Below are 25915 nucleotides of genomic sequence, written 5' to 3'. Positions count from 1 at the left end.
AATGGCCGAAGACTTTTATAAGTTGGCTGCCTAGAATCTCCCAAGGGAAAGTCTCCTGATAATTCAGCGTATATCAGGGGGTACTACTTGAATTTTTATACTTTGGAATTGAATTTTTATTTCCAGCAGTGTGTCTTTTTGTATTTGATTATTTTGATTAAATTCCTTTGCAATGAGTAGGATAGTTGTCATTTCCGTAAAGTGGTAAACACCTTTTAAATTACAATATCTGTAGTAAGTATCTTCCAAAATTTGATTTAAATTTCTCTTTTGTCGTGTCTGTGCCATACATTCAGCATAGAAACATTCTGTTATGAGGTAGTCGCCTGCTGAAGCGAAAAATCCAAAAGGAATTTTTCTAAGTTTTTGGTAGGTGTCATCTGTTCTTATGACATGATTTTCTTGATTCTTATTGATGTAATTTAAGACTCCTCTTTTATCTGTTGCGAGGATGGCATAGTTATCTAAGTTAAAGGCTATAATTAAAGACATAAAAATCACAATGAAATATTTATTGTTAAGTATAATTTAAATAATAATAAAAATTTTATAAAAAGAGAGATAAAAAATGGGTGGTAAATTTGTAGTCAGAGCTGGGCAGCATTTATTTGAAAGTGGTGAAAAAGTTGTGTCACCTATAACGTGTTACCTACAGCACCAAATGACTATAGTCATAAAGTAAACTATAAGTTTGAATATACAGATAGTGAAGGTGAAAAGTCAGAAAGTATTGAAACTAATAAAAAAGTTTTTGTTGTCGATGATGATACTGGACAGTTATTAGTACAAAGGAAATTATTAGAATCCAATCAAGATACATCTTTGCGGTTTTATACATCTGTGGAAAAGCCGTTCACTGCAATGCTATTTTATGATGATGTTATTTCAATGGATTCACCAATAGATACATTTATTGATGAAGATGAAGATGAAGAAAATCATAATATTAGCGATGAAGATTAAATTATGGCATTACAAACGTATCAAATAAAAATTGTAGATAATAGTAATCAGGAAATGCTTAACTTTCCTATGGCTACTAGGTACGCAGATAGTATTGCTGCACCTAAAAATAATAAATTAACAAGTCAGGAAGGAGGAGTACTAACATTTAAATCGGATGGGAGACCAGTGGAAATTTTTGTGTTAGCCCCGATAGGTAGTGATGGCTCTCCAAATCTCCAAAAATTTAAAGAAGATCATGATAATGACAATAGCTACTATAAAATAGCAGTTGTTGATTGCAGTCATCGAGTTCCACTTAAACTATCATCGCCTTATAAACTAAGTGACTATGGTATAGCTAATACCGTTTTCACTTTTTTTGAAAATGAAGAAAATAAAAAAAAATATGCATTACCTTTTTATATAAAAATTAGATATTTAAAAGGAGAAGGGAAACAATCATCAACATTGATTGAGACAAAAGTTCAAGTTGAAAATTCTATTTTAAAAATAAATTCTATTTTGCATAGCCGTATTATAATTTCTCCAATGCTGCCTGATAACACACCATTTAAAGATAAAAATGGTCATGGTATTGAATTGGGTTATGCACCACGAAAATCTGATTTAGTGGATATTCCTGTTTATCTCAGTGCAATGAGTTCGAATGGAAATACTCAACCTAATGAGCCTGAATTGCCGGATTCTGTGGCTATCAATAACGATTTAATTAATGTGCCTAAATTTGTTAAAGCATTTAAATCAGATTGTCATAATTTCACTATGGCGGAAGGGACAAAATGCCCTTCTAGTGTATTTAATGCACAATCAGAGTCTAATTTAAAAGAAGTTTGCCAAAATATTAATAAGTTTTTTAAAGCTCATAGGAACTACAAGCCAAATCTTTATGAAATAGCTTATATGTTTGCAACAGGATTCATTGAATCTTATCACTATCTAAAACCAGTTCAGCTTTATAGTCGAATACCAGAAGGTGGTGGGAAAGCATATTTTAATAAGTATGATATTGAATTTAAGCCAGAAAAAGCTAAAGATCTTGGAAATATTCATAGGGGAGATGGATACACTTTTAGAGGTAGAGAGTTAGTCCAACTGACGGGACGATCAAATTATAAAAAATTTTCTTCAATTACTGGTAAAAATTTGGAAACCAATCCCGATCTAGCTTGTGAATTTCAATACTCAATTCCCATTATGATTATAGGAATGAAAGACGGTATGTTTACAGGTTATAAATTAAGTGATTTTATTAATAGTGGAAAAGTTGATTATGTGAAGTCGAGAAAAATAATTAATGGAAGGGATAAAGCGGCTATTTTTTCAAATAATGCTAAAAGAATAGAAGCATTACTAAAAAGTACATCTCCTAAGATACCTTTAACTTTTTAGAGTATATATATGAAAAATAAAATATTTTTTTTGATTTTAATATTTGTATCGGCTACAGGAAGCAATGCGAAAGTTATTAATGATAGTAAAGAAATTAAGGACTTTTTAAAATCAAAAGACGCAATTGCAAATAATGTATATTTTGACACTATTAACAATAGAAATGTTTTAGTAAGTGACGGATCTTCATCAAGTTCATCTCAATTTTTATATTTTTTAAAAACTGTAAATGGTAGTCAATATGTTTCTGATATAATTGGAAAAACTGAAACTTATGCTATTTTAAATAATTTTGTGGTTAGAAATATTAATAATAAACTTGATGATGACACATTGGATAGTGGATATGAATTACAAGATGAAATAGATAAAAATATTAAGCGCCAAGATTCTTCAGTAATTTCAAATGCTTTATCTAGTAAAAAAGTTGTTAATATTCCTATAGGTGATGTTGGGGGGTATAAATTTTTTATGCAATACAAGAATGTGAATCAATTTGCTAATAGAAACCCACAATATATTGTTGATTGTAAAGGTATAAAACAACCACTAGTACCAAATGAAAAAATTTATATGGGGTATGATAATGATAATCTTAAAAATCCTAAGTTTATATCTGTTGAAAATGGTAAAAATTACAAATATTTAGAAATAAATCAAATTAATAATTTTTTAAAAAACCATAGAGTGAACTGTAAATAATTTAAATTTAATTATATATCAATAATGTACTAAGATTATTATGATGGCTCGATACTTTTTTTGATAGGTGTTATCTGTTCTTATGACATGATTTTCTTGATTCTTATTGATGTAATTTAAGACTCCTCTTTTATCTGTTGCGAGGATGGCATAGTTATCTAAGTTAAAGGCTATAATTAAAGACATAAAAATCACAATGAAATATTTATTATTAAGTACAATTTAAATAATAATAAAACTTTTATAAATAGAGAGATAAAAAATGGGTGGAAAATTTGTAGTCAGAGCTGGACAGCATTTATTTGAAAGTGGTGAAAAAGTAGTGTCACCTGTAACCGTGTTACCTACAGCACCAAATGACTATAGCCGAAATTTTTTTATTCCAACGAATGCTGAGTCCGCAGAAAGTAATATCCAAGTGGGTATTCCAACTCATATTCTAGGGCTTAGAGCGGAAGATCATAAGCCTATTTTTTCTGAAAAAATTAACTCAAATAGCGCAGAGGAAAGTGTTAAAACCAATCGTTTTTATACAGATCAATCAACAAATGCCATTGTTCATTTATTTGTTGATTTGCCTGTGATGAATATTCATGAAAGTGATGAAGAGGATACTAAGGGTGAAAATTTAAATGACTGATTTTATAAATATAAATGTTTTAATTCTTGATTCTAATAATAAAAAATTTAAAGGGTTTCCATTTAAAGGAAAATTTTCTAATGAAACTGAGCAAAAACAGAAAATATGTGATGAAAATGGAATTTGTAAATTATCTTTAAAAGTGGATGTGGCTTATCAAATTTCTGTTTTAAAGCCTGATGATAGTTATCAAGAAAAACTAGTGATTAGTGCTACAGCAAATTTAGATAATAGCACCCTAAAAATTGTTTTAGAGAGCCCTATTAATGCATATTTAGCATCTATTATTTTGACAGCTAAAGATATTAGTGAGCCCCCACAAGTTGTACCTAAAGCACAAGTTCAAATTACTTATATGGGGAAAACCAGTATCCGTGATATGGATAATTTAGGGGTTTTGAAGTTAAAAACTTTAATTGGTGAGCCATTACAATTCCAATTGATTGATCCTCTTTCTAAAAGACCAATGCAAGGTACTTATGTTGATGAGATTACTGCAAAGAAAATGACAAATACGGTAACTATAGTACAGCCATCAATTAGAGCTGATGCTAGTTTAGATCCAAATAAACCTGATACAACCACACCTAAAACGCCTAAAAGTGATATGACGATTACGATGGCACAAATGCAGAAGATGTGGCCAGGTGTTTCTACTTTAAAAATGCAACCTATTTTAGATGAATTAAATACTGGTTTAAAAACATATAAGCTTGATACTAGATTGAGACAGGCTCATTTTATGGCTCAAGCTTTCGCAGAAACGGGGGCTGAATTTAAATTAAAAGAAAATATTGCTGGGTATGGTGAAAAGGCATTACTTACATATATGAGGTATTATCAAAAAAATCCTGTCGAAGCTAAACATGATGCTGCGATAAAAGATAAAAATTGAAAGAAAAAACTATCTGCAATAAAGCATACATGGATGTTAATCGAGCTAAAAATAGGGCATTAGGTAACATTAAAGAAGGCGATGGTTATAAATACATAGGTCGTGGAATGAAACAACTAACAGGTCGATATAATTATACATTCTTTAATAAATTCTATAAAAATGCTTGGCCTAATGAAGAACTTGATTTTGTAGAAAACCCAGAATTAGTTGAACAACCGAAATATGCTGCAAGAACGGCTTTAGTCTATTGGTTAGCAAGCAAGTTATATGATCTAGCTGATAAAGGAGCTACAGTTTCAGATGTCGATAATGTGACAAAAGGTGTAAATGCTGGGGCTACAAAAGATATTTTTGAAACACGAAGATCATATTTTGTAAAAGCTAAAACAATTTTTAAGGATGCAGAGGCTAAAAAATGAATAAATTTAAAATATTTTTTTTATTTTCATTTTTATTTTCAAGTGTGGGAATGAATACGACACATGCAGAAAAAATAGCATGTGAAGGAAATAATACTCAACTATCAGTGTATAAAAAAGCAGATTTTAAAGTAGTTAGTAAAACCTGTCATGATAATAATCCTTATATATCAAATTACTTAGTTAATAATAAGCAAAATATTTTCATTAATAAATATAGTTTAGATGTGGGGAAATGGATACCTAAATTGGCAGCTGTTAGTGTTTATAAAAAACTAGGAAAACCTCCATTATTGATAACAATACATACGCAGTATTGGGATACCCCAACTATTTCTGGTACTTCGTATGATATTAATTTATATGAAATACTCAACATAGATGGGAAAGTTACATTAATTGATATCACAGAAAAACTCGGGAAAAATCAAAGTGGCTTAGATGGAGAGTCAGACCAAAAAATGATCTTCAAGTTGAAAGATATTGCTTTAATAAAGAAATGGCTAGATAAAAACTATAAATAGCCCAATGATTTGAAATAAGACTTATAACATGAAAAGTAGATTTATTTTTTTCTTACTATTTGTTTTGTATTCTATAATTATACAAAATTCATATGCACAAGATCAATGCAAACAAAGCCAATAAGTTACCCTAAGCATTTCTAGTAAAAATGACTATAATTTTAAAAGTTTCAGTTGTGATGCAGAGCAAGGAATATTTTTAAAAAATTACTTAGTTGGATTAAATAAAAATATATTTCTTAATGAATTTGCTGAGTTCGCTGCTAATGAAGAACTGAAATTTATCGCTGTTAGCATTTATAAGCCGAAAACTAATAAAAATCCGTTGCTAGTATCAATTACATCAGCATATTTTTGCTGTACTCCTCAGATTGAGGGTTATTCTTATCAAGTGAATATTTATGAAATAAAAAAACAACGTGAAAGGGTTATATTAACAGATATTACTAAAAAACTATTCAAGGACAATGCTAGCGGTTTTGAAGGTAATACTGATGTAAAAACTTATTATAAATACAAAAATATTTCTTCAATAAAGAAATGGTTAGATAAAAACTATAAATAGCTCGATGTTTTGAAAATTGGCTTTAGCCATATTTCAAATTCGGGCAACTTTGCGACTGTTGTATTTATTTGGTCATAACCAAGAACGAGTTTAATTTGAAAAAGCAAAAACGATTTTTAAATAAGTAGAATAAGTTATGGGGTAAATATACATGTTTAATAGCCTTCTTCTTTGCAGGCCTTATAAATACTACGTATGTTAAGAGTACTCCTTCATCTGTTGCGAGGATTGCATAGTTATCTAAGTTAAAGGCTACAATTAAAGACATAAAAATCACAATGAAATATTTATTATTAAGTATAATTTAAATAATAATAAAAATTTATAAATAGAGAGATAAAAAATGGGTGGTAAATTTGTAGTCAGAGCTGGGCAGCATTTATTTGAAAGTGGTGAAAAAGTTGTGTCACCTGTAACCGTGTTACCTACAGCACCAAATGACTATAGTTATAAAGTAAACTATAAGTTTGAATATACAGATGGTACAGGAAGTATAATTACTACTCCTGATGAAATACAAAAACAAGTTTTCGTTTTAGAAGAAGGTACTTCTAAATTAATTGCTAAAAGAAATTTAAATAATTCCACGGAAGATACAACATTACGATTTTATACATCAGAAGCGAAACCATTTACAGCATTATTGTTCAACAGTGAAAATATTACAATGGATCGACCTGATGATCCATTTTTCAATGAAGAAGAAGTTGATGAAGAGCTATCATTTGATACTGATATTTCTAAACCTAACGGTAAGGAATAAGTGAAATGGCATTAACGGAATATAAAATTAAAGTTATCGATGCGAATAATAAGCCTTTGTTAAATTTTCCTATGGCTACACAATATGTTGGTGGGGATAAAAAAAATAATAAATTAACAGATGATATTGATGGAATATTAACTTTTCAATCTGATGGGCGAGCTGTAGAGATATTCGTATTAACTCCTATTGATAAAAATGGTCTACCTGATATGACCAAATTTAAGGAGGATAACGACAATGATAATGCTTACTATAAAATTACAACTATTAATGTATCTAGAAATTTACCACCCACCATTAAGTCACCTTATTTTTTGACTGACTATGGAATTGCAAAAACAAAATTCATATTTTATGAAAATGAACAAGATAAGAAAATTTATTCAGTACCACTTACCGTAAAAGTCTCTTATTTAGTTGGTGAGGCGAAAACTTCTCCTAGGTTTATTGAAGCTATTCAAGAAGTAAAGAATGGCGAATTGAATATTACTTCTATTTTACATAGTCGAATACAAGTTCATCCATATAAGCCTGATAATACCGCTTTCAAGATACCTCAAGGTTATGTGCCTCGATCTACAACACCAACAATACTATCGGTCTACTTTGATATTAAAAGTAGTGACTCAACGACCGAACCTAATGAGCCAAGTATAGATCAGCCTGTCAAAAAAGGATTATGTGTATGTAATCGTGACATTAATGAGAATGAGTTTAAATTAGTAACACAATCCAAAAATGCACAGTCTTTTTTAAAGGATTTGAATGAACAGTTTAAAAAATTTGAAATGAATAGTTGTATAGAAAAAACACATTTTCTATCCCAAACACTTCATGAAACTGGAGAATACAACCTAATGGAAGAAGGTTTACAAAAAGGAGTTCAAGAAAAAGATGTATATGATGGTTATAAAGGACGTGGTCTTATGCAAATTACCTATAAAAAAAATTATGTGGCTTATGGTGAATCTGTAGATGAAGATTTTACAGGTGAGAATAAACATAGAATTGCTAATGAGAAGAAGCATGCTGTTGGTTCAGCTATATGGTATTGGTTTCATTCTAAGACAGGAAATTTATCTCCTTATGCCTTGAAAAATGATTTGATAGCAACAACGTCTCTAATTAACGGTGGTTATAACGGATTTGATGATCGCTTAAAATTTTACAAACGTTGTATAGTTGCATTTAATATTAAACAATGTCCAAATTTAGGAAAAACAATACTTAACCGATTAGACGATTTTACTCCATTTGAAGAAAGCTATATTTATAAAATTAAATCAGGAGAGTCATTTGGTTGGGGGCTATGGAATGATCCATTTATGCCAATTAAAAAGAAGAAAGATGGTTTAGACGGTGATGGAAAATTAAATAATAGTATTGAATCAAAGAAAGGCTATCAACGGTTTTTAGTAATGAGTGAAGATATTGAGTTTCCTTTCGGTTTTGAGGTGAATAAGCAAAAGCAAAAAGTAAGTCGAAAACGCTATGGATATAGTGCGGATGCCGCTAAAGCATTTGCTGAAAAAAGAGTAAAAGAGCTATGACAGTTAAATATATATTTTTAAGCATGGCTTTTTTATTAAGTAGACATACTTATGCAGATGATGATTTTTTTTGCTTATCTGATGGTGTAAAGACGATACTGTTAGTTTCAGCTAAATATCCAAATATCGATGAAATCAAATATTATCCATATCTAAAGTCAATTAAAATTTCAAATGTTATAAAGACAAAATATGGGGATAATGGTGGAGAAAAACCTGAAATTTATTACACAATGAATGAGATTGTAAAAAATAAAATTACAGGGCGTTATACATTTATGTCTCAAGGTTATCTTGTTTATAGTGTGACTTACATCAATCTGAAAAGTAAAAAAATAACTGATTTTTATAGAAAATATGATCTTAAAATAAATGGTGTAAATTGCCTATAAAGTGTTTCTAGCTCGATGTTTTGAAAATTGGCTTTAGCCATATTTCAAATTAGGGCAACTTTACGATTTTTGTATTTATTGAGTCGTGATCAAGAACAGAGTAGAGTGCTGTCTGAAATTTTTAATGCGTCTATATAACTAATTATTCAATATACGCTACGATATAAAAATATTCTTTTCCAAGAAATACTAAAACTGATGCAGTCGATTTATGCAAAAAAATGATACATTTCTATAAAGAAGTTCATCATATATCTATGGTATGTAGGGTGCTCCATATTTTTAGAGTAATGTTGGATAATTGGACTTTACTTGAGACAAATACCGAACAATTAAATCAAACTACACAGGTAAATGCTCTCGTATTTAATATTTTAATAACCTTATAGGAACAACAATATTTTCTTAAGCCAAGGATATACTTTCCTTCTTTGAGAATATTTTACTTACGCTGTTGGCTATCACGTTATGTCAAAGACATTACATAAACGAAGTTGGACACGAAAAAAAGAGTTTACTCTACCAGCAAGTTTGTAGGTTAAGTAGAGCTATATTTAAACATTTCGCTAATTTAAAAGTGAATTCACATATTAAAAATATTGATCAAAACTTGAAGTAAACTCACAAACCAATGCTATTTATGTTGCAAAAACAATAAAGGTCTCATCTATTAAATAAGAATGATGATTGATTTTAACGCGTCCTTGAGTGATCTAAATGACGTGAACCTTCTAAAATCATATGAATCATAATAATGGTTTGTTCAGCTACTTCCTTACGTTCGTTCGCTGCCAAATCGATGACTTTTGCCCCCATATTAAATACCAATTGAGTAATGGCTTTTGCTGCAATTTCAGGATAAGCCAATTTACCATTATTCAAACGCTCTAAGCGAATTAGGTCATCTCGTAATTCTTGTTGAAAGAAACTAAGCTGATGATCAACAGCTTGCTTATATGATGTCGAACCAGTGTAACCTTCACGCAATAGTAGACTAAGATTACCTTCATCGGCATCTAATTGTTCAAGAAATACTTCAATCGAACTGCGAATCACACTGTTTTTCGGCGATGCTTTCAAGCGTGCTTCATGTAAAATCTGACGTAAAACTAAACCTGAACGCTCAATAAGTTCAATCGCAAGCTCATCTATATCTTTAAAATGTCGATAAAAACTGTTTGGTGCAATGCTAGCTTCACGAGCGACTTCACGCAAACTAAGAGATGCAATACTTTTCTGTGAACCAATTAAATTAAGCGCAGCCTGGAACAGCTCTTCTTTAGTGATTGTTGCTTTTCGACCCACAGTACGTGGTGGCAACTTTTCTAAATCTGTTTCATCAGAAATGGAAATATCAGAAGGGCTAGATGGTGACATGCGGTTCATATATATAAGAGATTCATAGAATTAAGGCATTATAGCTTCTGAACAGAGAATATGAAATGGAATGATACAATACACATGTATATACAAATATATATACATGTGTATAATAATTAAAATTCAGTCAAATAATGAGCAGATATGCACGCTATTGCTAAGCAAAAATCTCCTGTAAATTCAATATTTGAAATGGTTGTTGGACGTCACCATACTAACTTTTGGTTACAAAAAATTAATCCATTATGGTCAATTCATCAGGCACTTGGAAAAATTATTGAGAAGAATCAATCTGCTCAAGACACTATTAGCTTAACGATTGAGGTCAATCGTCATTTTAAAATGGGGCAAGCAGGTCAGCACCATCCCGTAATAGTAGAAGTAAATGGACGTCGCTATGAACGCACTTATAGTTTGACGCAACTAGATGCTCATCGTGTTTTATTAACGGTTAAAAAAGTCGCGGAAGGCATTGTTAGTCAATGGTTGACTGAAACTGCTCAAATTGGTGATGTCCTAGAATTTGGTCAACCTTATGGTGAAATGTTGATTCCAAAGACTGAGCAACCGCTAATTTTATTGGCGGCAGGCAGCGGTATTACACCAATGTATAGCTTGGTCAAAAAGTTGGCTGAACTTGGTCATTTAGGACAGAAATCTGTACGGTTAATGTATTGGGTTAAAAAGAATCAAGATGCTGTATTTAAAAAGCAATTCGAAACAATAGCCGAGCAATATCCAAGTTTTAAATTTGGCGTATTTTATACTCAAGAAAATCCTAGCGATGCTCGATTGAATGCTGAGTATTTAGATCAAATTCAATCATTAGAAAAAAGTATAGTTTATGTATGTGGGCCATCGGGTTTTGTAACGACAGCAGAACAGTTATTTAAAAAAGCACAACAATTTAAAAGTGAAGCATTTAGTTTAACACCAATTATTTCGGAAGAAACTGGCTTCATTAATGTGACATTAACGCAGTCAAATAAAGTAGTGGCGATTCCAAAAGGTCAGTCCATTTTATTAGGTTTAGAGCAGCAAAATATTAAACCACAGCACGGTTGTCGCATGGGTATTTGCAATAAATGTGCGTGTAATAAAGCACAGGGTTCAACGAAAAATCTAGTCAATGGTCAGGAAAATATGGAACCCAACAATTTGCTCAGAATTTGCGTGAATTCAGCACAAACCGATTTAGTTATCGATATTTAATTTTATAAAGTTAAGCGAGCTTTATCATGAATATGCCAGTTAAAATTCAATATTTTACCAATCCTAAAAATCGTGAGCTCACTCAGTCTGAGTTAGACGGCTTAGCACGAGAGTTGGACGCTATTAAGCAAGAGGTTTTAGATGATATTGGCGAAAAAGATGCCCAATATATTAAGAAAGTTTATGCTGCAATCCGTTATAGCAGTATTTTAGGTCGTGCATGTTTATTTGCAGGTTGGTTCCCACCAGCATGGATTATAGGTACGGGTTTACTCGGTTTTGCTAAAATTATGGAAAACATGGAACTTGGTCATAATGTCATGCATGGACAGTATGATTGGATGAATGATCCACGTTTTAATGGTACTAATTACGAGTGGGATATTGTCGGTACAGCAGACAATTGGCGTCAAACCCATAACTTTAAACACCATACCTATACCAATATTAAAGGTATGGATGATGATATTGGTTATGGATTGCTACGATTATTTCCTGAACAACGTTGGAAGCCCGGGTATTTGGTGCAACCTTTGTATGCCATTCCATTTTGCTTGTTGTTCCAATGGGGGGTTGCCATTCAAAACTTAGAAATTGGTAAAGTTTTTTACAAACGTAAAACTTGGGCGCAATTGAAAGAAGAATGGAAACCAACACAAAAGAAAATTGGTAAACAATTCTTTAAAGATTATTTCTTTTTCCCACTCATTGCAGGTCCCGCAGCATTACCTGTTTTGACGGGGAATATGGTTGCCAATGGCATACGGAATGTATGGACATTTAGTATTATTTTTTGTGGACATTTCACCAAAGATGTCGAGGTTTTTCCTAAATCTGTTTTACAAAATGAAAGTCGTGGGCATTGGTATATGCGTCAAATTAGAGGTTCTTCAAATCTTACAGGTTCGGAAGCTTTTCATATTTTGACAGGTCATTTGAGTCATCAAATTGAACATCATTTATTCCCCGAAGTTCCTGCACGTCGTTACCGTAAAATGGCACCAAAAGTGCAAGCTGTATGTGAAAAATATGGATTGAATTATAACAATGCGAGTTTATTTAAGCAGTATGGTCAAGTTCTTGGTCGCATTGTGAAATATGCCTTTCCATTTAAAAAGTAAAACATTTTTCAAATATTTAGCTACTTTTAATGATTTCTTGTTGAAAGTGGCTTTTTTATTATAGAAATGGATTAAGACGGTCATTTGAATATTCTTGTGATCAATTTATAAAAAAAATAATAATAATTAGTATGTATAAATGAATTAAAGGATAATTTAAAGCAAAAAAACCCTGACATTGTCAGGGCTTTTTTGCTTTAAATTTGGCGGAAGCGGTGAGATTCGAACTCACGGAGGACTCACACCCTCGTCGGTTTTCAAGACCGGTGCATTCAACCGCTCTGCCACGCTTCCATGGGCGCCATCATATAAATAAAAAAGGCTTTTGGCAATACAATTTATAAATAATGACTGTACTTTCTTGTCATTTAGTTACTTTTTATGCAAAAAGCTAGCAATGCTATATTTTACTTTAGCTTATATAGATTTAATCGAGCATTAAAAATACTATTTATGCGAAAAACCTAATGAATTAGATTGAGTTAACTGAAAACTCGATGATTAGCGATAAGTTTAGAGTCTTATTGATTTTTTTATCATTCAAAGCAAACAAAGACCGCACAATATGCGGTCTTTGTTTTAAATATTGACATTAGAGAGAGCTATACACTCAAATGATGCTATGTATTGTTTTATTTAAACTGAATAGATCCGTTTGCACTCACGGTAATTTTTGATTCTCCAGCAGAAACATCTTGTACAGGTACTGAGTCCGCCATTTCCATTTTCGCCATACTTGCACGCATCATCATCGGTTGAGGATAAAAGTTACTCGTATTTAGGTTAATGCTGACAAGGTTATAGCCCGATTTATTCCACGCTTGAGCTAGGAGCTGAGCACGCTGTTGAAAGTTTTTTGATGCTTCTGCAATGAGCTCATTTTCAACTTTGCTACGCTGTTCATCTGAAACAGTAAAGTTAATTGAAGCTGTTTGAAAGTTTTGTTGCAGTTCACTAATGAGTTGGCTTGCAGCTTTGAAATCTTTACTTTCGATTTGGACTTCAGCACGACCACGCCATTCTTTTAGTTTTTGATTGTCATTGTCATAAATCGGGTAAGTGGTTTGTGAGCCTGTTTTCAATTGAACTGTTGGAAATTTTTTACCTAAAGCCGTAGCTTGGTTCATCAATTGGCTGATTTGAGCAGATAGTTCGGCAGGTTGTTTATGGCTTTTTTCAACAAAAAGGGTAGCATGCATTTCATCATTAGAGACTTGACGTGTCGCATCTGCTTGAACATTTGCGATATTGTAATTGAGCGAGTTGTCATCGGCAAAAACACTTGTTGCAGTAACAATGCTAAGTAGTGCAGTGAAAGCAGTCAGTAAACGCATAAAAAATTTCCTAAAAAATACACAGATAATCGTAGTAAACTGATTGAAATATTAATTGGCATTGAAGGTGGATCGATGCATATTTTGTGGTGAATTTGTTTCAGAATGGTCTTCTTTTGCAAAGATGACTTATTTGAAATTTACTTTTTAATCATTTGTTTATTCTAAAATTGACGCAATAATGATCAGGTTGTGAAGGTGAAAAGTTGAAGATATTCTGTTTTAATATTTTCGTTCTATTGTCATCTATTTAAAAGATAATGAGAGTTCGGCTTGAAGTGAATGTTTTTTTCAATCAAGTTCAGGGAGATAAGTAGATAAATGCTATTTATTTTTTTGCAAAAAACTGTATCATCGCGCTCTTGGTTAAAAACAACATACAAATTTTTTAACTAAGTTCTCTATAAAGCACCGAGTCAAAGGACCGCAAGTCACCCGACTTATTTCTTTCAACCCATATCAGAGATGGTAATTCGATATGAGCGTTTCTTCTGTAAATCCTGCCCCTAATTCTACTAACGAATACTATTTAACTCGCCAAAGTCAGATGGAATCCAATGTTCGTAGCTATCCACGCAAATTGCCGTTGGCCATAGCAAAAGCTTTAGGGTGTTGGGTTACTGATGTTGAAGGTACAACGTACCTCGATTGTTTAGCTGGGGCAGGAACATTGGCATTAGGCCATAATCATCCTGCGGTAATTCAAAGTATCCAAGACACACTTGCAAGCGGTTTACCGTTGCATACTTTGGACTTAACAACGCCTTTAAAAGATGCATTTACTGAAGCACTACTTGAGCAATTGCCAGGTGGTAAAGCTGAGTATTGCTTACAGTTCTGTGGTCCATCTGGTGCAGATGGTACAGAGGCTGCAATTAAATTGGCAAAAACCTATACAGGTCGTAACACGGTCATCAGTTTTTCTGGTGGTTACCATGGTATGACGCACGGCGCTTTGGCAATGACAGGTAACTTATCTGCTAAAAATGCGGTAAATGGTTTAATGCCAGGCGTACAGTTTATGCCGTATCCACATGAATACCGTTGCCCACTCGGCATTGGTGGTGAAGCGGGTGTAGATGCTTTAACGTATTTCTTTGAAAATTTCATTGAAGATGTTGAAAGCGGTGTAACTAAACCTGCAGCTGTGATTCTTGAAGCGATTCAAGGAGAAGGCGGTGTGGTAACAGCACCTGTAAAATGGTTGCAAAAAATCCGGGAAGTGACTGAGCGTCATAACATCGTACTGATTCTTGATGAAGTACAAGCAGGTTTTGCACGTTCAGGTAAAATGTTTGCCTTTGAACATGCGGGTATTGAGCCTGATGTTGTGGTGATGTCTAAAGCAGTGGGTGGTAGCTTACCACTTGCAGTGTTAGGGATTAAACGTAAGTTTGATGCTTGGCAGCCTGCTGGTCATACGGGTACTTTCCGTGGTAACCAACTTGCAATGGGTACAGGTCTTGCAACGATCAAAACCATTCAAGAACAAAACCTTGCCCAAAATGCGCAAGAACGTGGTGATTTTTTACAAGCTGAATTTAAAAAATTAGCGGTTGAATTCCCATGTATTGGTAATGTTCGTGGTCGTGGTTTAATGCTTGGTGTTGAAATTGTAGATGAGCGCCAGAAAGCAGACCATATGGGTTCACTTCCGGGTGACTCACAATTGGCAGCAGCGATTCAAACAGCTTGTTTTAACAACAAATTGTTGTTAGAAAAAGGTGGTCGTGGAGGCACAGTCATTCGCTTACTTTGCCCATTGATTATTACACATGATGAATGTGTAGAAGCTGTGGCTCGCTTTAAGAAAGCAATTGCTGAAGCTCTAGTTGCTACTCGAGGCGCATAATATGGTTGATTTTGCAGAACATCGTAAAGCGTTATTCTGCAATGATGCACAATCCATTGCTGACTATCAGTCAGTGATGGGCGAGGCGGTAAAAGCCGTTTCTGCATGGTTGCAAAACGATAAAATGTATACTGGTGGTAGCATAAAAGAGCTACGTAGTGCAATTGCATTTAACCCTTCAAAAGAAGGTATGGGTGTACAAAAATCACTTGATCGTATGGTGGAATTATTTTTAAACAAAAGTTTAAAAGTTCACCATCCGCATTCATTAGCGCATTTACATTGTCCAACAATGGTGACAAGCCAAATCGCAGAAGTACTCATCAATGCGACGAACCAATCGATGGATTCATGGGATCAAAGTCCTGCGGGTTCTTTGATGGAAGTTCAGTTGATTGATTGGTTACGTCAAAAAGTAGGCTATGGTGCAGGTCAGGCAGGTGTATTCACTTCGGGTGGTACACAGTCAAACCTCATGGGCGTACTTTTAGCACGTGATGCATGCATCGCAAAAAACTGGAAAGATGAAAACGGTAATCCGTGGTCTGTTCAGCGTGATGGCGTACCAGGTGACGCAATGCGTAACGTCAAAGTTATTTGTTCTGAAAATGCACATTTTTCAGTACAAAAGAATATGGCGATGATGGGTATGGGCTTCCAATCTGTCGTAACTGTTCCTGTGAACGAAAATGCTCAGATGGATGTTGATGCACTCGAAAAAACCATGGCTCATCTTCAAGCAGAAGGTAAGATTGTGGCATGTGTAGTGGCAACAGCAGGTACAACCGATGCAGGTGCTATTGACCCATTGAAGGAAATTCGTGAAATCACCAACAAATATGGCGCATGGATGCACATCGATGCGGCTTGGGGTGGTGCTTTAATCTTATCGAATGATTTCCGTGATATGTTAGATGGTATAGAACTTTCTGATTCGATTACGCTTGATTTCCATAAGCATTATTTCCAAACCATTTCGTGCGGTGCATTCTTGCTTAAAGATGAAGCGAACTATCGTTTCATGCATTATGAAGCTGAGTACTTGAACTCGGCTTATGATGAAGAGCATGGCGTACCGAACCTTGTGTCGAAATCACTACAAACAACACGCCGTTTCGATGCGTTGAAATTGTGGATGACGGTGGAAGCATTAGGTGAAGAGCTTTATGGTTCAATGATTGATCATGGCGTAACTTTAACGCGTGATGTTGCAGCCTATATTACTGCAACTGATGGCTTAGAAATGCTCGTTGATCCTCAGTTTGCATCGGTGTTATTCCGTGTGATACCTACAGGTTATCCTGTTGAATTATTAGATACACTCAATCAAAACGTAGCAGATGAATTGTTTGCTCGTGGCGAAGCAAACATTGGTGTGACTAAAGTTGGTCAAAATCAATCTTTGAAAATGACGACTTTAAGCCCAGTAGCAACTTTAGATAACGTGAAAAACTTGCTTGCACTTGTGCTTGCTGAGGCTGATCGTATTAAAGGCCCAATCGCTAATGGTACTTATGTGACAGCATTAGATTAATGTCTTTGTTGTTGTAGAACATAAAAAAGGAGCTCTATAGAGCTCCTTTTTTTATAGCGGATGAGATTAAGATCTATATGATTATGGTATTTTTACCAACTTTGGTTCTTTCCATGTGCCATCAATAACACTTTGCTCAGGCCGAGAAATACGTATGATGGATGCAAATGCCCCAATAGTTGTAGGAAGCTAGTGGGCTTTTTTATCCGAACTTGGTGCTTCATTTTGTAAGTATGGCGTGATGGAGCTATCTATATTTTTTGTCAGATTTAGAATCATAGATGAGTTAATTAAATCATGATTCAGTTCATTCGCATAAATAGACTTTGTGGTATAGCGTACATGCTCATTAATCAAAATGATTTTGTAGATGGTAGCTGACCTTTAAAGAAGTCAGTTGGTATTTATTTTTACTAGCTAAAAGTTGCCCTAGTATGATCCCAATTTGTTTGAACTTATTAATGAGTTTTTTATTTGGATGAATATTTTCATATTTTAATGTGAAATCCATAACATTAAAAAATTCAGGTGAAGTTTTATACTTTTCAGAGATTAAGAGTTTAATAAAATCAATCTTTGGTGCTGCTTTGGAAGTGGGTTGACCAAAAAATGCCGATAATGGTATGACCTTATAAGAAAGTTTATACACTAATTGTTACATCTGCTCGATGCTCAGTTTAACCTACGCTTTTTCATATATTTCAAATATAACATATTATATTTTTAATTTAATTAAAAAATAAGTTTTATATTATATTTCATTGAATTTATGCTATTGATTTAATTATATAAAAATTAAATGAGTTATTTTTTATCTGTATTTTAATTTAGTTTATCTACACTACTTGGTGCTAGATATATTGTGATTTAAAATATTAATATTTCATAGTGTGATGTGTATCAATGGATTTTATTTGGATTGTTTTTTAATCTTATTTGGTCTTAGAAATCCAATAGTCATCTTAAAAATTAATCCATCATCAAAGCGTCATAGAACTGTCACTTAATTGTCATATTTTAAAATCAAAATGTGGTCATGGAAAAGTACACAACAATTATTCGTGGCGTACTTCAATACCGCAATTGATAAAGAGAGAAAAGAATGCGCTTAAATCATATCGTACTTGCTTTGGCAGTTTCTGGGGTAACCGTTGCAGCAAATGCAGCTCGTGATACCATTCAAATTGCAGGTTCTTCGACTGTACTTCCTTATGCAAGTATTGTAGCGGAAGAATTTGGTAACACATTCCCACAGTTTAAAGCACCTGTAGTTGGCTCAGGTGGTAGTTCTGCGGGTTTGAAACAATTCTGTTCAGGCGTGGGTGATAATACAATTGATATCGCAAATGCATCACGTAAAATTAAAGATACTGAAATTGCAGCATGTAAAAAAGCAGGCGTGAATCAAATTTTAGAAATTAAAATTGGTTATGACGGTATTGTATTTGCATCGAACTCAACAAAAGCTGCCTATAAATTACGTCCACAGCATGTATTTGCAGCTTTAGCCGCTGAGTTACCATCCAATGGTAAACTTGTTCCAAACCCATATACGCGTTGGAACCAAATTGATAAATCATTACCAAATGAACCGATTACTTTAGTTGTTCCTGCATCGAATCACGGTACACGTGAAGTGTTCCAAGAAAAAATGGTTGAAGCAGGATGTGAATCTTACGATTACTTCAAAAAGCTAGATAAAGATGCACAGAAGAAAGCCTGCTCAAACTTCCGTAAAGACGGTAAAGTAATTGAAATTGCAGGGGACTACACAGAAACATTGGCACGTTTGAAAACATCTCCAAGTGCAGTTGGTGTCTTTGGTTTGGGTTTCTATGATCAAAACCGTGACAAGTTACGTGTGGCAACAGTGAATAATGTCGTTCCTTCTGAGCAAACCATTTTGAATGGTTCTTATCCTGTATCTCGTCCTTTATACTTTTATGTAAAAGGTGAACACTTGAAATCAATTAAGGGCTTATCTCAGTTCACTGAATACTTCTTAAATAAAAAGGTTTCAGGTAAAGGTTCAAAACTAGATAAAGCAGGTCTAATTTCAATGTCTGATGCAGAACGTGCAAAAGTACTTGCAGCGTTTAAAGCAGGTCAAGGCGTGAAGTAAGAAATAATAACGAAGCTGATGGTTGAATGATGAGCCATCAGCTTTTTTGCTAAGTAGCATTTTTCAACTTTGAGTATTTAGGACATGACGTATTTAAAGCATCAAGTCATTAAAACATTAAGTAGAAAAATAGTGGAGAATATATGAATCTGCTCCTCATTGGTGTTTTGCTGGCTTTGGTGGCAGTTGCATATCAAATTGGACTAAGAAAAAGTCTAAGCCTGTCGGGCAAAGGAAATAATTCGGCAATTTTACATTCACGACCAGGCTACTATGGTGCTTTGGTCGCATTGTGGTGTGGTATTCCAGCATTTCTAATTTTGTTGGTTTGGAACATTGTTGAACCGAGCATTTTACAACATTATATTTTACAAAATGTACCTGCGACTATTGCATCAGGACTCGATGAAGCGGGTGTTAATGTTTTGGTTGATCGTGTTCAGGCGATTGCTTCAGGTTTTGGTGTCACCGATACTCCTGCAGCTTATGAGCTTGCAGCGGCGCAACAACTTTCAAACATTCAGCAGATTGGTAATTATGCCAAATTTGCGGTGGTGATTTGTGTTGCCATTGGTGGGTTGTTATGGGCAAAGAAAAAAATATCCCAACAATATCGTGCCCGTAATCAGGTTGAAAAATCAATTAATGTCGCTCTAATTTTATGCTCAAGCGTGGCTATTTTGACCACTATTGGCATTGTGATGTCAATGTTTTCTGAAGCATTGCACTTCTTTAAATTTGTTAGTCCAATTGACTTTTTCTTTGGTACAGAGTGGAATCCTGGTTTTAGTACCTCGGGTAATGCTGAAGGTAGTTATGGTTTGCTTCCCCTGCTTTGGGGTACCTTGATGATCAGTGCGATTGCACTTTTGGTCGCAGTGCCATTGGGTTTGATGATTGCAATTTATTTGGCTGAATATGCATCTCCACGCTTTCGTGCATGGGCGAAGCCTGCCATTGAAGTCTTAGCGGGGATTCCAACCATTGTATATGGCGTGTTTGCCATGATGGTGCTTGGACCCGTATTTAAAGCATTGGGCGCAACGGTTGGACTTGAAATTAATGCCACGAGTGCATTAACTGCAGGTTTTGCCATGGGCATTATGATTATCCCGTTTGTTTCATCATTATCAGATGACATTATTACCCAAGTGCCACGTTCACTGCGTGATGGTTCATTGGGTTTAGGCGCAACCAAGTCTGAAACCATTCGTCGCGTTGTTTTGCCAGCGGCTTTACCCGGCATTACTGGAGCATTTTTACTTGCTGTTTCTCGTGCGGTCGGTGAAACCATGATCGTGGTACTTGCCGCAGGGAACAGCCCTTTACTACATGCCAATCCATTTGAAGCAGTTTCAACAGTTACAGTGACCATTGTGAAACAGTTAACTGGTGATACAGATTTTGCAAGTCCGCAAGCATTGGTCGCATTTGCACTCGGTTTAACCTTGTTTGTGATTACGCTATGTCTGAATATTATTGCACTGTACATCGTGCGCAAATACCGTGAGCAATACGAATGAGTACATCAAATACATCTTCCGTGGATCAGGTATTTGACCCACGTGTTGCGGCAGAGCAACGAGAAAAGCGTAAAGCCAAAATTGCATCATCTTTGGCAAAGCGTCATCGTACAGAAAAAATATTCCGCATTGTAGGGTTGAGTTCGGTCATTATTGGTTTGGCATTTGTCGCAATACTCTTTACTAGCATTATGTACAAGGGAATGCCTGCATTTTGGCAAGCAAGTATGACTGTTCCTGTATATTTTGATCCTGCTGTAATTGATGTTGGACCACGACCGACACAGAAAGTGGGTGAAAGTCCTGCACAGTTTGAAGAGCGCTTTGTCGATTGGCAAACCAAAATGGGTATGGTCGATTGGGATGCTTTGATTGTGAGTGGTATTATTGCCAAAGATCCTGCACTTGAAAAGCAACGAGATGAGCTGAGTGAAATTTATACGAGTTCAGAAGCCTATCGTGTCCGTGATATGGTGATGAAAGATCCTGCGATGATTGGGAAAAAAATTGATATCAATTTCCTTGCCGATGCCAATATTGATGTTTGGCTCGCTGGAAATATTGACCGTACTTTACCCGATGAGCAGCAACAATTAAGTCCTGAAATTCGTAAACTTTCAGATGATTTGGCTGCCAAAGGTATTATTGAGCGGACGTTTAACACTCAATTATTTACTAATCCTGATTCTCGCAGTTCTCCTGCAACCGCAGGTTTGGCAGGTGCATTCATGGGCTCGCTGTTTATGATGCTCATCGTGATTGCAATCGCAATTCCACTCGGTGTAGCAAGTGCGATTTATCTTGAAGAATTTGCACCAAAAAATTTCATCACTGACATTATTGAAGTCAATATTAATAATCTTGCTGCTGTACCTTCAATTGTGTTCGGTTTATTGGGTGCTGCCATCTTTATTGGTTGGATGCATTTACCTATTTCGGCACCTTTAGTCGGAGGTTTAGTTTTAAGTTTAATGACTTTACCGACGGTGATTATTACTACACGAGCATCATTAAAAGCTGTTCCACCATCCATTCGCCAAGCTGCGTTGGGTATTGGTGCATCACGTATTCAAACAATTTTCCATCATGTTTTACCTTTGGCAATGCCAGGAATTATGACTGGTGCAATTATTGGTATCGCACATGCATTGGGTGAAACGGCACCCTTGTTACTGATTGGTATGAGTGCCTTTGTTGCAAATATTCCTGTATCTCCAATGGATCAGGCAACGGCATTACCTGTTCAGGTGTATTTATGGCAGGGCAATGAACTACGTAACTTCTTTGAAGGGCGTACAGCGGCGGCAATTATTGTTTTACTTGCACTAATGGTGGGCTTAAACAGTCTTGCAGTTTGGTTACGTAAGAAATTTGAAGTTCGTTGGTAAATGAGAGCATATTATGAATAGCGTAGACACTAAAAACGCCCTTGAACAGGGTAATACGAATAGGCTTGAACAGGATAACAACGTGAATTCAGATCCATCGCAATTTACTTCGACTGAAACAAGACAAAAACAAGCAAGTGTATCTTTGGCTTCACAGTTTGATGCACCTGTACCACAGCCTGCAAAACAACCTACAGTCAAACTCAGCGCAAATGATGTACATGTTTATTATGATGAAGCTGAAGCGATTAAAGGGATTGATTTACAGATTTATGAACATGAAGTGATTGCATTTATTGGGCCTTCAGGTTGTGGAAAATCAACGTTCCTACGTACATTGAACCGTATGAATGATACGATTGACTCATGTCGTGTTACAGGTAAAGTGTTATTAGATAATCAGGACATTTATGATCCAAATTTAGATGTTGTTTTACTACGTGCACAAGTAGGGATGGTATTTCAAAAGCCTAATCCATTTCCAAAATCAATTTTTGACAATGTTGCCTATGGACCTAAATTACATGGTCTTGCGCGTGATAAATATGACATGGAAGAAATTGTTGAAAATAGTTTACGTAAAGCGGGCTTGTGGGATGAAGTGAAAGATCGTTTGAATCAACCTGGTACAGGTTTATCTGGTGGTCAACAACAACGCTTATGTATTGCACGTACCATTGCAGTCAGCCCAGATGTCATTTTGATGGATGAGCCTTGTTCGGCACTCGATCCAATTGCAACGGCAAAAGTGGAAGAACTGATTTCTGAATTGTCGAAACAATATACCATTGCGATTGTGACGCATTCGATGCAGCAAGCTGCACGTGTTTCAGACCGTACTGCATACTTCCATTTGGGTGATTTAATTGAAGTCAATGCGACTGAAAAAGTCTTTACTTCTCCTGATCATCAACTAACTGAAGCTTATATTACAGGTCGTTTTGGTTAATCTGATATAGTGGTTTTAAAAAATTACTAGATGATTTAAATTTAAAAATATTTAAAAATATTTAAAAACAGAGCTTTATGGCTCTGTTTTTTGTTAGGATAAGTTATCTGACATGGCGATAAACAAGAGTGATTGCAATAAGTGAAGAACAAAAAAGATTGAATATTGTGCGGGAAGCACAAAGCAACCTATACATTTCTATTTTTTCGACAAAATACGTTGCAGAGTATTTCGCTTTAGCAATGGTTTTTGTGAGTATTTGTCTAGCGATTTTCATTCCATATATAGGGTTATTCCCAACTTCACAAAGCAAAAGTATGAGTAATTATCATCGTTGGTTGTATGATCTCTTTGTGGTTGTTAGTTCTTGCATGGGACCAATACTATATTTTATTTTTAAGCACAAAATGCAGCATTATAAGGTTCGACAACATTGGTATACATATGTGAAAGCACATGCAATATTTAAAAAATATAAACATGATTTGGCTGTGAAACAAGGAAAGAAAAAGTATCTTGTGGGTTTGTGGTCGGAAAGAGTATTTTTAATTCTGATGATTGTAGGTTTGATTATGATCTACGCGTTTATTGTACCGAGTGGAAATTCTAGGCGGGGAGGTTTATTCATTCAAGCATGGTGGCCGATTAGCGCGGGGGTGATAGCTCTTTTATATTATGCTGTTTTTTGGCTATACTTTAGACTATTTGCTTCAGCAGAGATCAACAGACAATATCAAGCACTAGAGCGAAGTGACTTGCATTAACAGAATAAAAAACAAATGACTATTGAAAAAATTCTGCATTGACCTAATCTAAATTAAATATGTGTATTATTTTTAGAGATTATAAATTCTATGTTATTTCATTTACCCAAAGTTCCTGCGGAAATTCGCATCAGTCATTTAAATGAGCGTATTAATGAACAACGCAAAAAAATTGCACAAACAACTGCTTCTAAATTTGAATTATTACAATTAACACAACAGCTTTCGAAGGAAGCTCGAGCACGTAAAAAGAACAACCAAAAAATCTATGTTTTAGATTTTAAAGGTGATATACAAGCATCAGCTGTAGAAAATTTACGTGAAGAAATTACCCTGATTTTAGCCACGGCAAAAGCAGGTAAAGATCGTGTAGTTGTTCGCTTGGAAAGTCCGGGTGGAGCAGTGCATGGTTATGGATTGGCTGCTGCTCAATTGGTACGTCTACGTGATGCAGGTTTTCATTTGACCATTTGTGTCGATAAAGTTGCTGCAAGTGGTGGTTATATGATGGCATGTATTGCTACTGAGATTATCTCGGCGCCATTTGCTGTCGTTGGTTCTATTGGTGTAGTTGCACAAGTACCGAATTTTAATCGTTTATTGAAAGAGCATCATGTCGATTTTGAACTGTATACGGCAGGGCAATTTAAACGTACAGTGACTATGTTCGGTGAAAATACTGAAGAAGGTAAAGCTAAGTTCGAAGAAGAATTGCAACAAACGCATGTTTTATTTAAGCATTTTATCGAAAAATACCGTCCACAATTGAATGTTGAAAAAGTGGCAACAGGTGAGCATTGGTATGGGCAAGATGCAAAAGGCTTAAATCTTGTGGATCAATTGAAAACATCTGATGAATATTTGTTGGGTTTACTGGCACAACATGATGTGTATGTAATTCAAACACGCCGTAAACCAACTTTGGGTGAAAAGCTAGGTCTACAAGCAGTACAAATGGCAGATACATTAATTCCATCGATATTGAGTAAAGTCGTTGATAGCTTAGCGAAAGCCAATACTTCTTTAGTACAAATGCGTGATCCTAAGCTTTAAGTTAAATGAAACATTTTGATATAGTTATGATAAATTGAATACATTAAAAAAGGCAAATCATAAAGATTTGCCTTTTTTTATTTTGAATGAATAAAAAATAAAATGCTAAAAATTAGTTCTTAGCAGCTTCTTTTACATCTGCAGCACCTTGTTCAACTGCACCAGCAGCAGTTGCAGTTGCAGTTTTAGCGGCATCTACAGTCGCTGTAGCAGCATGATCTGCAGCATTTGCAACATGATCTGCGGCATTTACAGTTGCAGCAGCTGTGTTATCTACAGCAGTTGCAGTTGCATTCGCAGCATCGCTTGCGGCATTTTGAAGATCTTGACCCGCTTGAGTTGCAGCATTTTCTAAGTGCTGACCTGCTGTCGCACCTGTTTCAGGTGCCTTTTCTTTGTTACAACCTACTAGCGCAACAGTAGCAGCAAGACCTAAAGCAACAAGTAACTTATTCATTTATTTTACCTTTATTGAGCTATTATTGTGATCCATAACACGATGGACAATTTAATATAAACAAGTTATACGAAAAATAAAAATAAAAATTTGTTAATGATTGGTTTATCTTAATGATTGATTTTGTTCTTTAGTTTTAATTGATAAGGATACGAAAGTATTTGCGAGTGGATAATATATCTTAATTTGTAGATTAAAATTCACGCATTAAAAAAGCCTCCTATAAATTAAAATAGGAGGCTATATATGGGGTTATTTTCTTTAAAGAGAATGAAATAATTACATTCTAGTTAAACACTTACTGTCCATTACGCATCATATAATCAAAAGCAGATAACGCCGCTTTCGCACCTTCACCCGATGCAATAATGATTTGCTTGTATGGTACAGTGGTACAGTCACCTGCAGCAAAGAC

25 protein-coding genes, 1 tRNA gene and 1 pseudogene are annotated in these 25915 nt (G+C 34.7%); 20 read left to right on the top strand and 7 right to left on the bottom strand.

Going from position 1 to position 25915, the window contains the following annotated elements; translation table 11 throughout:
- Positions 1-63: 63 nt before the first annotated feature.
- Complete coding sequence (locus ACK2M2_RS14920) at positions 64-492, bottom strand: hypothetical protein (protein WP_419349660.1); 429 nt, start codon at positions 490-492, stop codon at positions 64-66.
- Positions 493-642: 150 nt separating this feature from the next.
- Here ACK2M2_RS14920 and ACK2M2_RS14915 point away from each other — a divergent pair, with 150 nt between their 5' ends.
- The 10 genes from ACK2M2_RS14915 (at position 643) to ACK2M2_RS14870 (ending at position 8811) form a co-directional block, all read left to right on the top strand.
- Positions 643-963: a hypothetical protein gene (locus ACK2M2_RS14915; protein WP_419349659.1), complete on the top strand. Its 321-nt coding sequence runs from the start codon at positions 643-645 to the stop codon at positions 961-963.
- Between the two features lie 3 nt (positions 964-966).
- A complete protein-coding gene (locus ACK2M2_RS14910) occupies positions 967-2355 on the top strand; it encodes a hypothetical protein (RefSeq protein ID WP_419349657.1) in 1389 nt (462 codons plus the stop codon).
- 9 nt (positions 2356-2364) lie between these two features.
- Positions 2365-3057 (top strand): hypothetical protein, encoded by a 693-nt coding sequence (locus ACK2M2_RS14905; RefSeq protein ID WP_419349655.1) that lies wholly within the window; start codon positions 2365-2367, stop codon positions 3055-3057.
- 262 nt (positions 3058-3319) lie between these two features.
- Positions 3320-3697, top strand: a complete 378-nt coding sequence (locus tag ACK2M2_RS14900) for a hypothetical protein (RefSeq protein WP_419349653.1) — start codon at positions 3320-3322, stop codon at positions 3695-3697.
- Positions 3690-4592, top strand: coding sequence for a hypothetical protein (locus ACK2M2_RS14895; protein ID WP_419349651.1), 903 nt, complete (start codon positions 3690-3692; stop codon positions 4590-4592). Before ACK2M2_RS14900 ends, ACK2M2_RS14895 begins: the two co-directional genes overlap by 8 nt.
- Positions 4589-5014, top strand: a complete 426-nt coding sequence (locus ACK2M2_RS14890) for a hypothetical protein (protein ID WP_419349649.1) — start codon at positions 4589-4591, stop codon at positions 5012-5014. Before ACK2M2_RS14895 ends, ACK2M2_RS14890 begins: the two co-directional genes overlap by 4 nt.
- Positions 5011-5538 (top strand): hypothetical protein, encoded by a 528-nt coding sequence (locus ACK2M2_RS14885; protein ID WP_419349647.1) that lies wholly within the window; start codon positions 5011-5013, stop codon positions 5536-5538. The genes ACK2M2_RS14890 and ACK2M2_RS14885 overlap by 4 nt, the downstream gene beginning before the upstream one ends.
- A 908-nt stretch (positions 5539-6446) precedes the next feature.
- Positions 6447-6866, top strand: a complete 420-nt coding sequence (locus ACK2M2_RS14880) for a hypothetical protein (protein ID WP_419349645.1) — start codon at positions 6447-6449, stop codon at positions 6864-6866.
- A gap of 5 nt (positions 6867-6871) precedes the next feature.
- The gene (locus ACK2M2_RS14875; RefSeq protein ID WP_419349643.1) at positions 6872-8419 is read left to right on the top strand and encodes a glycoside hydrolase family 19 protein; all 1548 of its coding nucleotides are present in this window, start codon (positions 6872-6874) and stop codon (positions 8417-8419) included.
- Positions 8416-8811 (top strand): hypothetical protein, encoded by a 396-nt coding sequence (locus ACK2M2_RS14870; RefSeq protein WP_419349641.1) that lies wholly within the window; start codon positions 8416-8418, stop codon positions 8809-8811. Before ACK2M2_RS14875 ends, ACK2M2_RS14870 begins: the two co-directional genes overlap by 4 nt.
- 693 nt (positions 8812-9504) lie before the next feature.
- Here the strand turns inward: ACK2M2_RS14870 and fabR are convergent.
- The gene (fabR, locus tag ACK2M2_RS14865; protein WP_409512876.1) at positions 9505-10188 is read right to left on the bottom strand and encodes an HTH-type transcriptional repressor FabR; all 684 of its coding nucleotides are present in this window, start codon (positions 10186-10188) and stop codon (positions 9505-9507) included.
- Positions 10189-10335: 147 nt separating this feature from the next.
- Here fabR and ACK2M2_RS14860 point away from each other — a divergent pair, with 147 nt between their 5' ends.
- On the top strand, positions 10336-11403 hold the full coding sequence (locus ACK2M2_RS14860; RefSeq protein ID WP_419349640.1) for a ferredoxin reductase: 1068 nt from the start codon (positions 10336-10338) through the stop codon (positions 11401-11403).
- 26 nt (positions 11404-11429) lie between these two features.
- Positions 11430-12524 (top strand): fatty acid desaturase family protein, encoded by a 1095-nt coding sequence (locus ACK2M2_RS14855; RefSeq protein ID WP_409512878.1) that lies wholly within the window; start codon positions 11430-11432, stop codon positions 12522-12524.
- A 204-nt stretch (positions 12525-12728) separates the two neighbouring features.
- Here ACK2M2_RS14855 and ACK2M2_RS14850 read toward each other — a convergent pair.
- Both ACK2M2_RS14850 and ACK2M2_RS14845 read right to left on the bottom strand, forming a co-directional pair.
- Positions 12729-12818: transfer RNA gene (locus ACK2M2_RS14850), tRNA-Ser, on the bottom strand.
- A gap of 338 nt (positions 12819-13156) precedes the next feature.
- Entirely contained in the window at positions 13157-13858 is a 702-nt protein-coding gene (locus tag ACK2M2_RS14845) for an SIMPL domain-containing protein (protein WP_419349637.1), read from the bottom strand.
- 478 nt (positions 13859-14336) lie between these two features.
- On the opposite strand from ACK2M2_RS14845, the gene ACK2M2_RS14840 reads away from it, so the two are divergent.
- Positions 14337-15710 (top strand): diaminobutyrate--2-oxoglutarate transaminase, encoded by a 1374-nt coding sequence (locus tag ACK2M2_RS14840; protein ID WP_409512880.1) that lies wholly within the window; start codon positions 14337-14339, stop codon positions 15708-15710.
- A gap of 1 nt (position 15711) precedes the next feature.
- On the top strand, positions 15712-17244 hold the full coding sequence (locus tag ACK2M2_RS14835) for a pyridoxal phosphate-dependent decarboxylase family protein (protein WP_419349633.1): 1533 nt from the start codon (positions 15712-15714) through the stop codon (positions 17242-17244).
- A 349-nt stretch (positions 17245-17593) separates the two neighbouring features.
- Here the strand turns inward: ACK2M2_RS14835 and ACK2M2_RS14830 are convergent, their stop codons facing one another.
- A complete protein-coding gene (locus ACK2M2_RS14830; RefSeq protein WP_419349631.1) occupies positions 17594-17893 on the bottom strand; it encodes a hypothetical protein in 300 nt (99 codons plus the stop codon).
- Positions 17894-18346: 453 nt separating this feature from the next.
- On the opposite strand from ACK2M2_RS14830, the gene ACK2M2_RS14825 reads away from it, so the two are divergent.
- From ACK2M2_RS14825 to sohB, 6 genes are all read left to right on the top strand, one after another.
- Positions 18347-19366, top strand: coding sequence for a substrate-binding domain-containing protein (locus ACK2M2_RS14825; RefSeq protein WP_409512882.1), 1020 nt, complete (start codon positions 18347-18349; stop codon positions 19364-19366).
- 143 nt (positions 19367-19509) lie between these two features.
- Positions 19510-20889 carry a phosphate ABC transporter permease subunit PstC gene (gene pstC, locus ACK2M2_RS14820; protein ID WP_409512883.1) on the top strand — a complete coding sequence of 460 codons (1380 nt, stop codon included), beginning with the start codon at positions 19510-19512 and terminating at the stop codon, positions 20887-20889.
- A complete protein-coding gene (pstA, locus tag ACK2M2_RS14815; protein WP_419349629.1) occupies positions 20886-22277 on the top strand; it encodes a phosphate ABC transporter permease PstA in 1392 nt (463 codons plus the stop codon). The genes pstC and pstA overlap by 4 nt, the downstream gene beginning before the upstream one ends.
- A gap of 13 nt (positions 22278-22290) precedes the next feature.
- Positions 22291-23226 carry a phosphate ABC transporter ATP-binding protein PstB gene (gene pstB, locus ACK2M2_RS14810; protein WP_419349627.1) on the top strand — a complete coding sequence of 312 codons (936 nt, stop codon included), beginning with the start codon at positions 22291-22293 and terminating at the stop codon, positions 23224-23226.
- A 128-nt stretch (positions 23227-23354) separates the two neighbouring features.
- Positions 23355-23990 (top strand): hypothetical protein, encoded by a 636-nt coding sequence (locus tag ACK2M2_RS14805; RefSeq protein ID WP_419349625.1) that lies wholly within the window; start codon positions 23355-23357, stop codon positions 23988-23990.
- Between the two features lie 90 nt (positions 23991-24080).
- A complete protein-coding gene (gene sohB, locus ACK2M2_RS14800) occupies positions 24081-25043 on the top strand; it encodes a protease SohB (RefSeq protein WP_409512887.1) in 963 nt (320 codons plus the stop codon).
- Positions 25044-25155: 112 nt separating this feature from the next.
- Here sohB and ACK2M2_RS14795 read toward each other — a convergent pair whose 3' ends face one another.
- Together ACK2M2_RS14795 and ACK2M2_RS14790 are read right to left on the bottom strand one after the other, a co-directional pair.
- A complete protein-coding gene (locus tag ACK2M2_RS14795) occupies positions 25156-25500 on the bottom strand; it encodes a hypothetical protein (RefSeq protein ID WP_409512888.1) in 345 nt (114 codons plus the stop codon).
- Between the two features lie 298 nt (positions 25501-25798).
- Positions 25799-25915, bottom strand: a pseudogene (locus tag ACK2M2_RS14790) (pyridine nucleotide-disulfide oxidoreductase); the annotation flags it as partial.

It is taken from the genome of Acinetobacter sp. TY1 (assembly GCF_048551395.1).
In the GTDB taxonomy this organism is placed as follows: domain Bacteria; phylum Pseudomonadota; class Gammaproteobacteria; order Pseudomonadales; family Moraxellaceae; genus Acinetobacter.
Note: the sequence above shows the minus strand (reverse complement) of the source record. Positions and strands in the feature narration are given on the sequence as shown.

Bases quoted from the DNA above. Each gene is read 5' to 3' on its own strand.
- ACK2M2_RS14920 (WP_419349660.1), bottom strand. From the start codon at position 492: ATGTCTTTAATTATAGCCTTTAACTTAGATAACTATGCCATCCTCGCA.
- ACK2M2_RS14910 (WP_419349657.1), top strand. From the start codon at position 967: ATGGCATTACAAACGTATCAAATAAAAATTGTAGATAATAGTAATCAG.
- ACK2M2_RS14905 (WP_419349655.1), top strand. From the start codon at position 2,365: ATGAAAAATAAAATATTTTTTTTGATTTTAATATTTGTATCGGCTACA.
- ACK2M2_RS14900 (WP_419349653.1), top strand. From the start codon at position 3,320: ATGGGTGGAAAATTTGTAGTCAGAGCTGGACAGCATTTATTTGAAAGT.
- ACK2M2_RS14895 (WP_419349651.1), top strand. From the start codon at position 3,690: ATGACTGATTTTATAAATATAAATGTTTTAATTCTTGATTCTAATAAT.
- ACK2M2_RS14885 (WP_419349647.1), top strand. From the start codon at position 5,011: ATGAATAAATTTAAAATATTTTTTTTATTTTCATTTTTATTTTCAAGT.
- ACK2M2_RS14880 (WP_419349645.1), top strand. From the start codon at position 6,447: ATGGGTGGTAAATTTGTAGTCAGAGCTGGGCAGCATTTATTTGAAAGT.
- ACK2M2_RS14875 (WP_419349643.1), top strand. From the start codon at position 6,872: ATGGCATTAACGGAATATAAAATTAAAGTTATCGATGCGAATAATAAG.
- ACK2M2_RS14870 (WP_419349641.1), top strand. From the start codon at position 8,416: ATGACAGTTAAATATATATTTTTAAGCATGGCTTTTTTATTAAGTAGA.
- fabR (WP_409512876.1), bottom strand. From the start codon at position 10,188: ATGTCACCATCTAGCCCTTCTGATATTTCCATTTCTGATGAAACAGAT.
- ACK2M2_RS14860 (WP_419349640.1), top strand. From the start codon at position 10,336: ATGCACGCTATTGCTAAGCAAAAATCTCCTGTAAATTCAATATTTGAA.
- ACK2M2_RS14855 (WP_409512878.1), top strand. From the start codon at position 11,430: ATGAATATGCCAGTTAAAATTCAATATTTTACCAATCCTAAAAATCGT.
- ACK2M2_RS14845 (WP_419349637.1), bottom strand. From the start codon at position 13,858: ATGCGTTTACTGACTGCTTTCACTGCACTACTTAGCATTGTTACTGCA.
- ACK2M2_RS14840 (WP_409512880.1), top strand. From the start codon at position 14,337: ATGAGCGTTTCTTCTGTAAATCCTGCCCCTAATTCTACTAACGAATAC.
- ACK2M2_RS14835 (WP_419349633.1), top strand. From the start codon at position 15,712: ATGGTTGATTTTGCAGAACATCGTAAAGCGTTATTCTGCAATGATGCA.
- ACK2M2_RS14825 (WP_409512882.1), top strand. From the start codon at position 18,347: ATGCGCTTAAATCATATCGTACTTGCTTTGGCAGTTTCTGGGGTAACC.
- pstC (WP_409512883.1), top strand. From the start codon at position 19,510: ATGAATCTGCTCCTCATTGGTGTTTTGCTGGCTTTGGTGGCAGTTGCA.
- pstA (WP_419349629.1), top strand. From the start codon at position 20,886: ATGAGTACATCAAATACATCTTCCGTGGATCAGGTATTTGACCCACGT.
- pstB (WP_419349627.1), top strand. From the start codon at position 22,291: ATGAATAGCGTAGACACTAAAAACGCCCTTGAACAGGGTAATACGAAT.
- sohB (WP_409512887.1), top strand. From the start codon at position 24,081: ATGTTATTTCATTTACCCAAAGTTCCTGCGGAAATTCGCATCAGTCAT.
- ACK2M2_RS14795 (WP_409512888.1), bottom strand. From the start codon at position 25,500: ATGAATAAGTTACTTGTTGCTTTAGGTCTTGCTGCTACTGTTGCGCTA.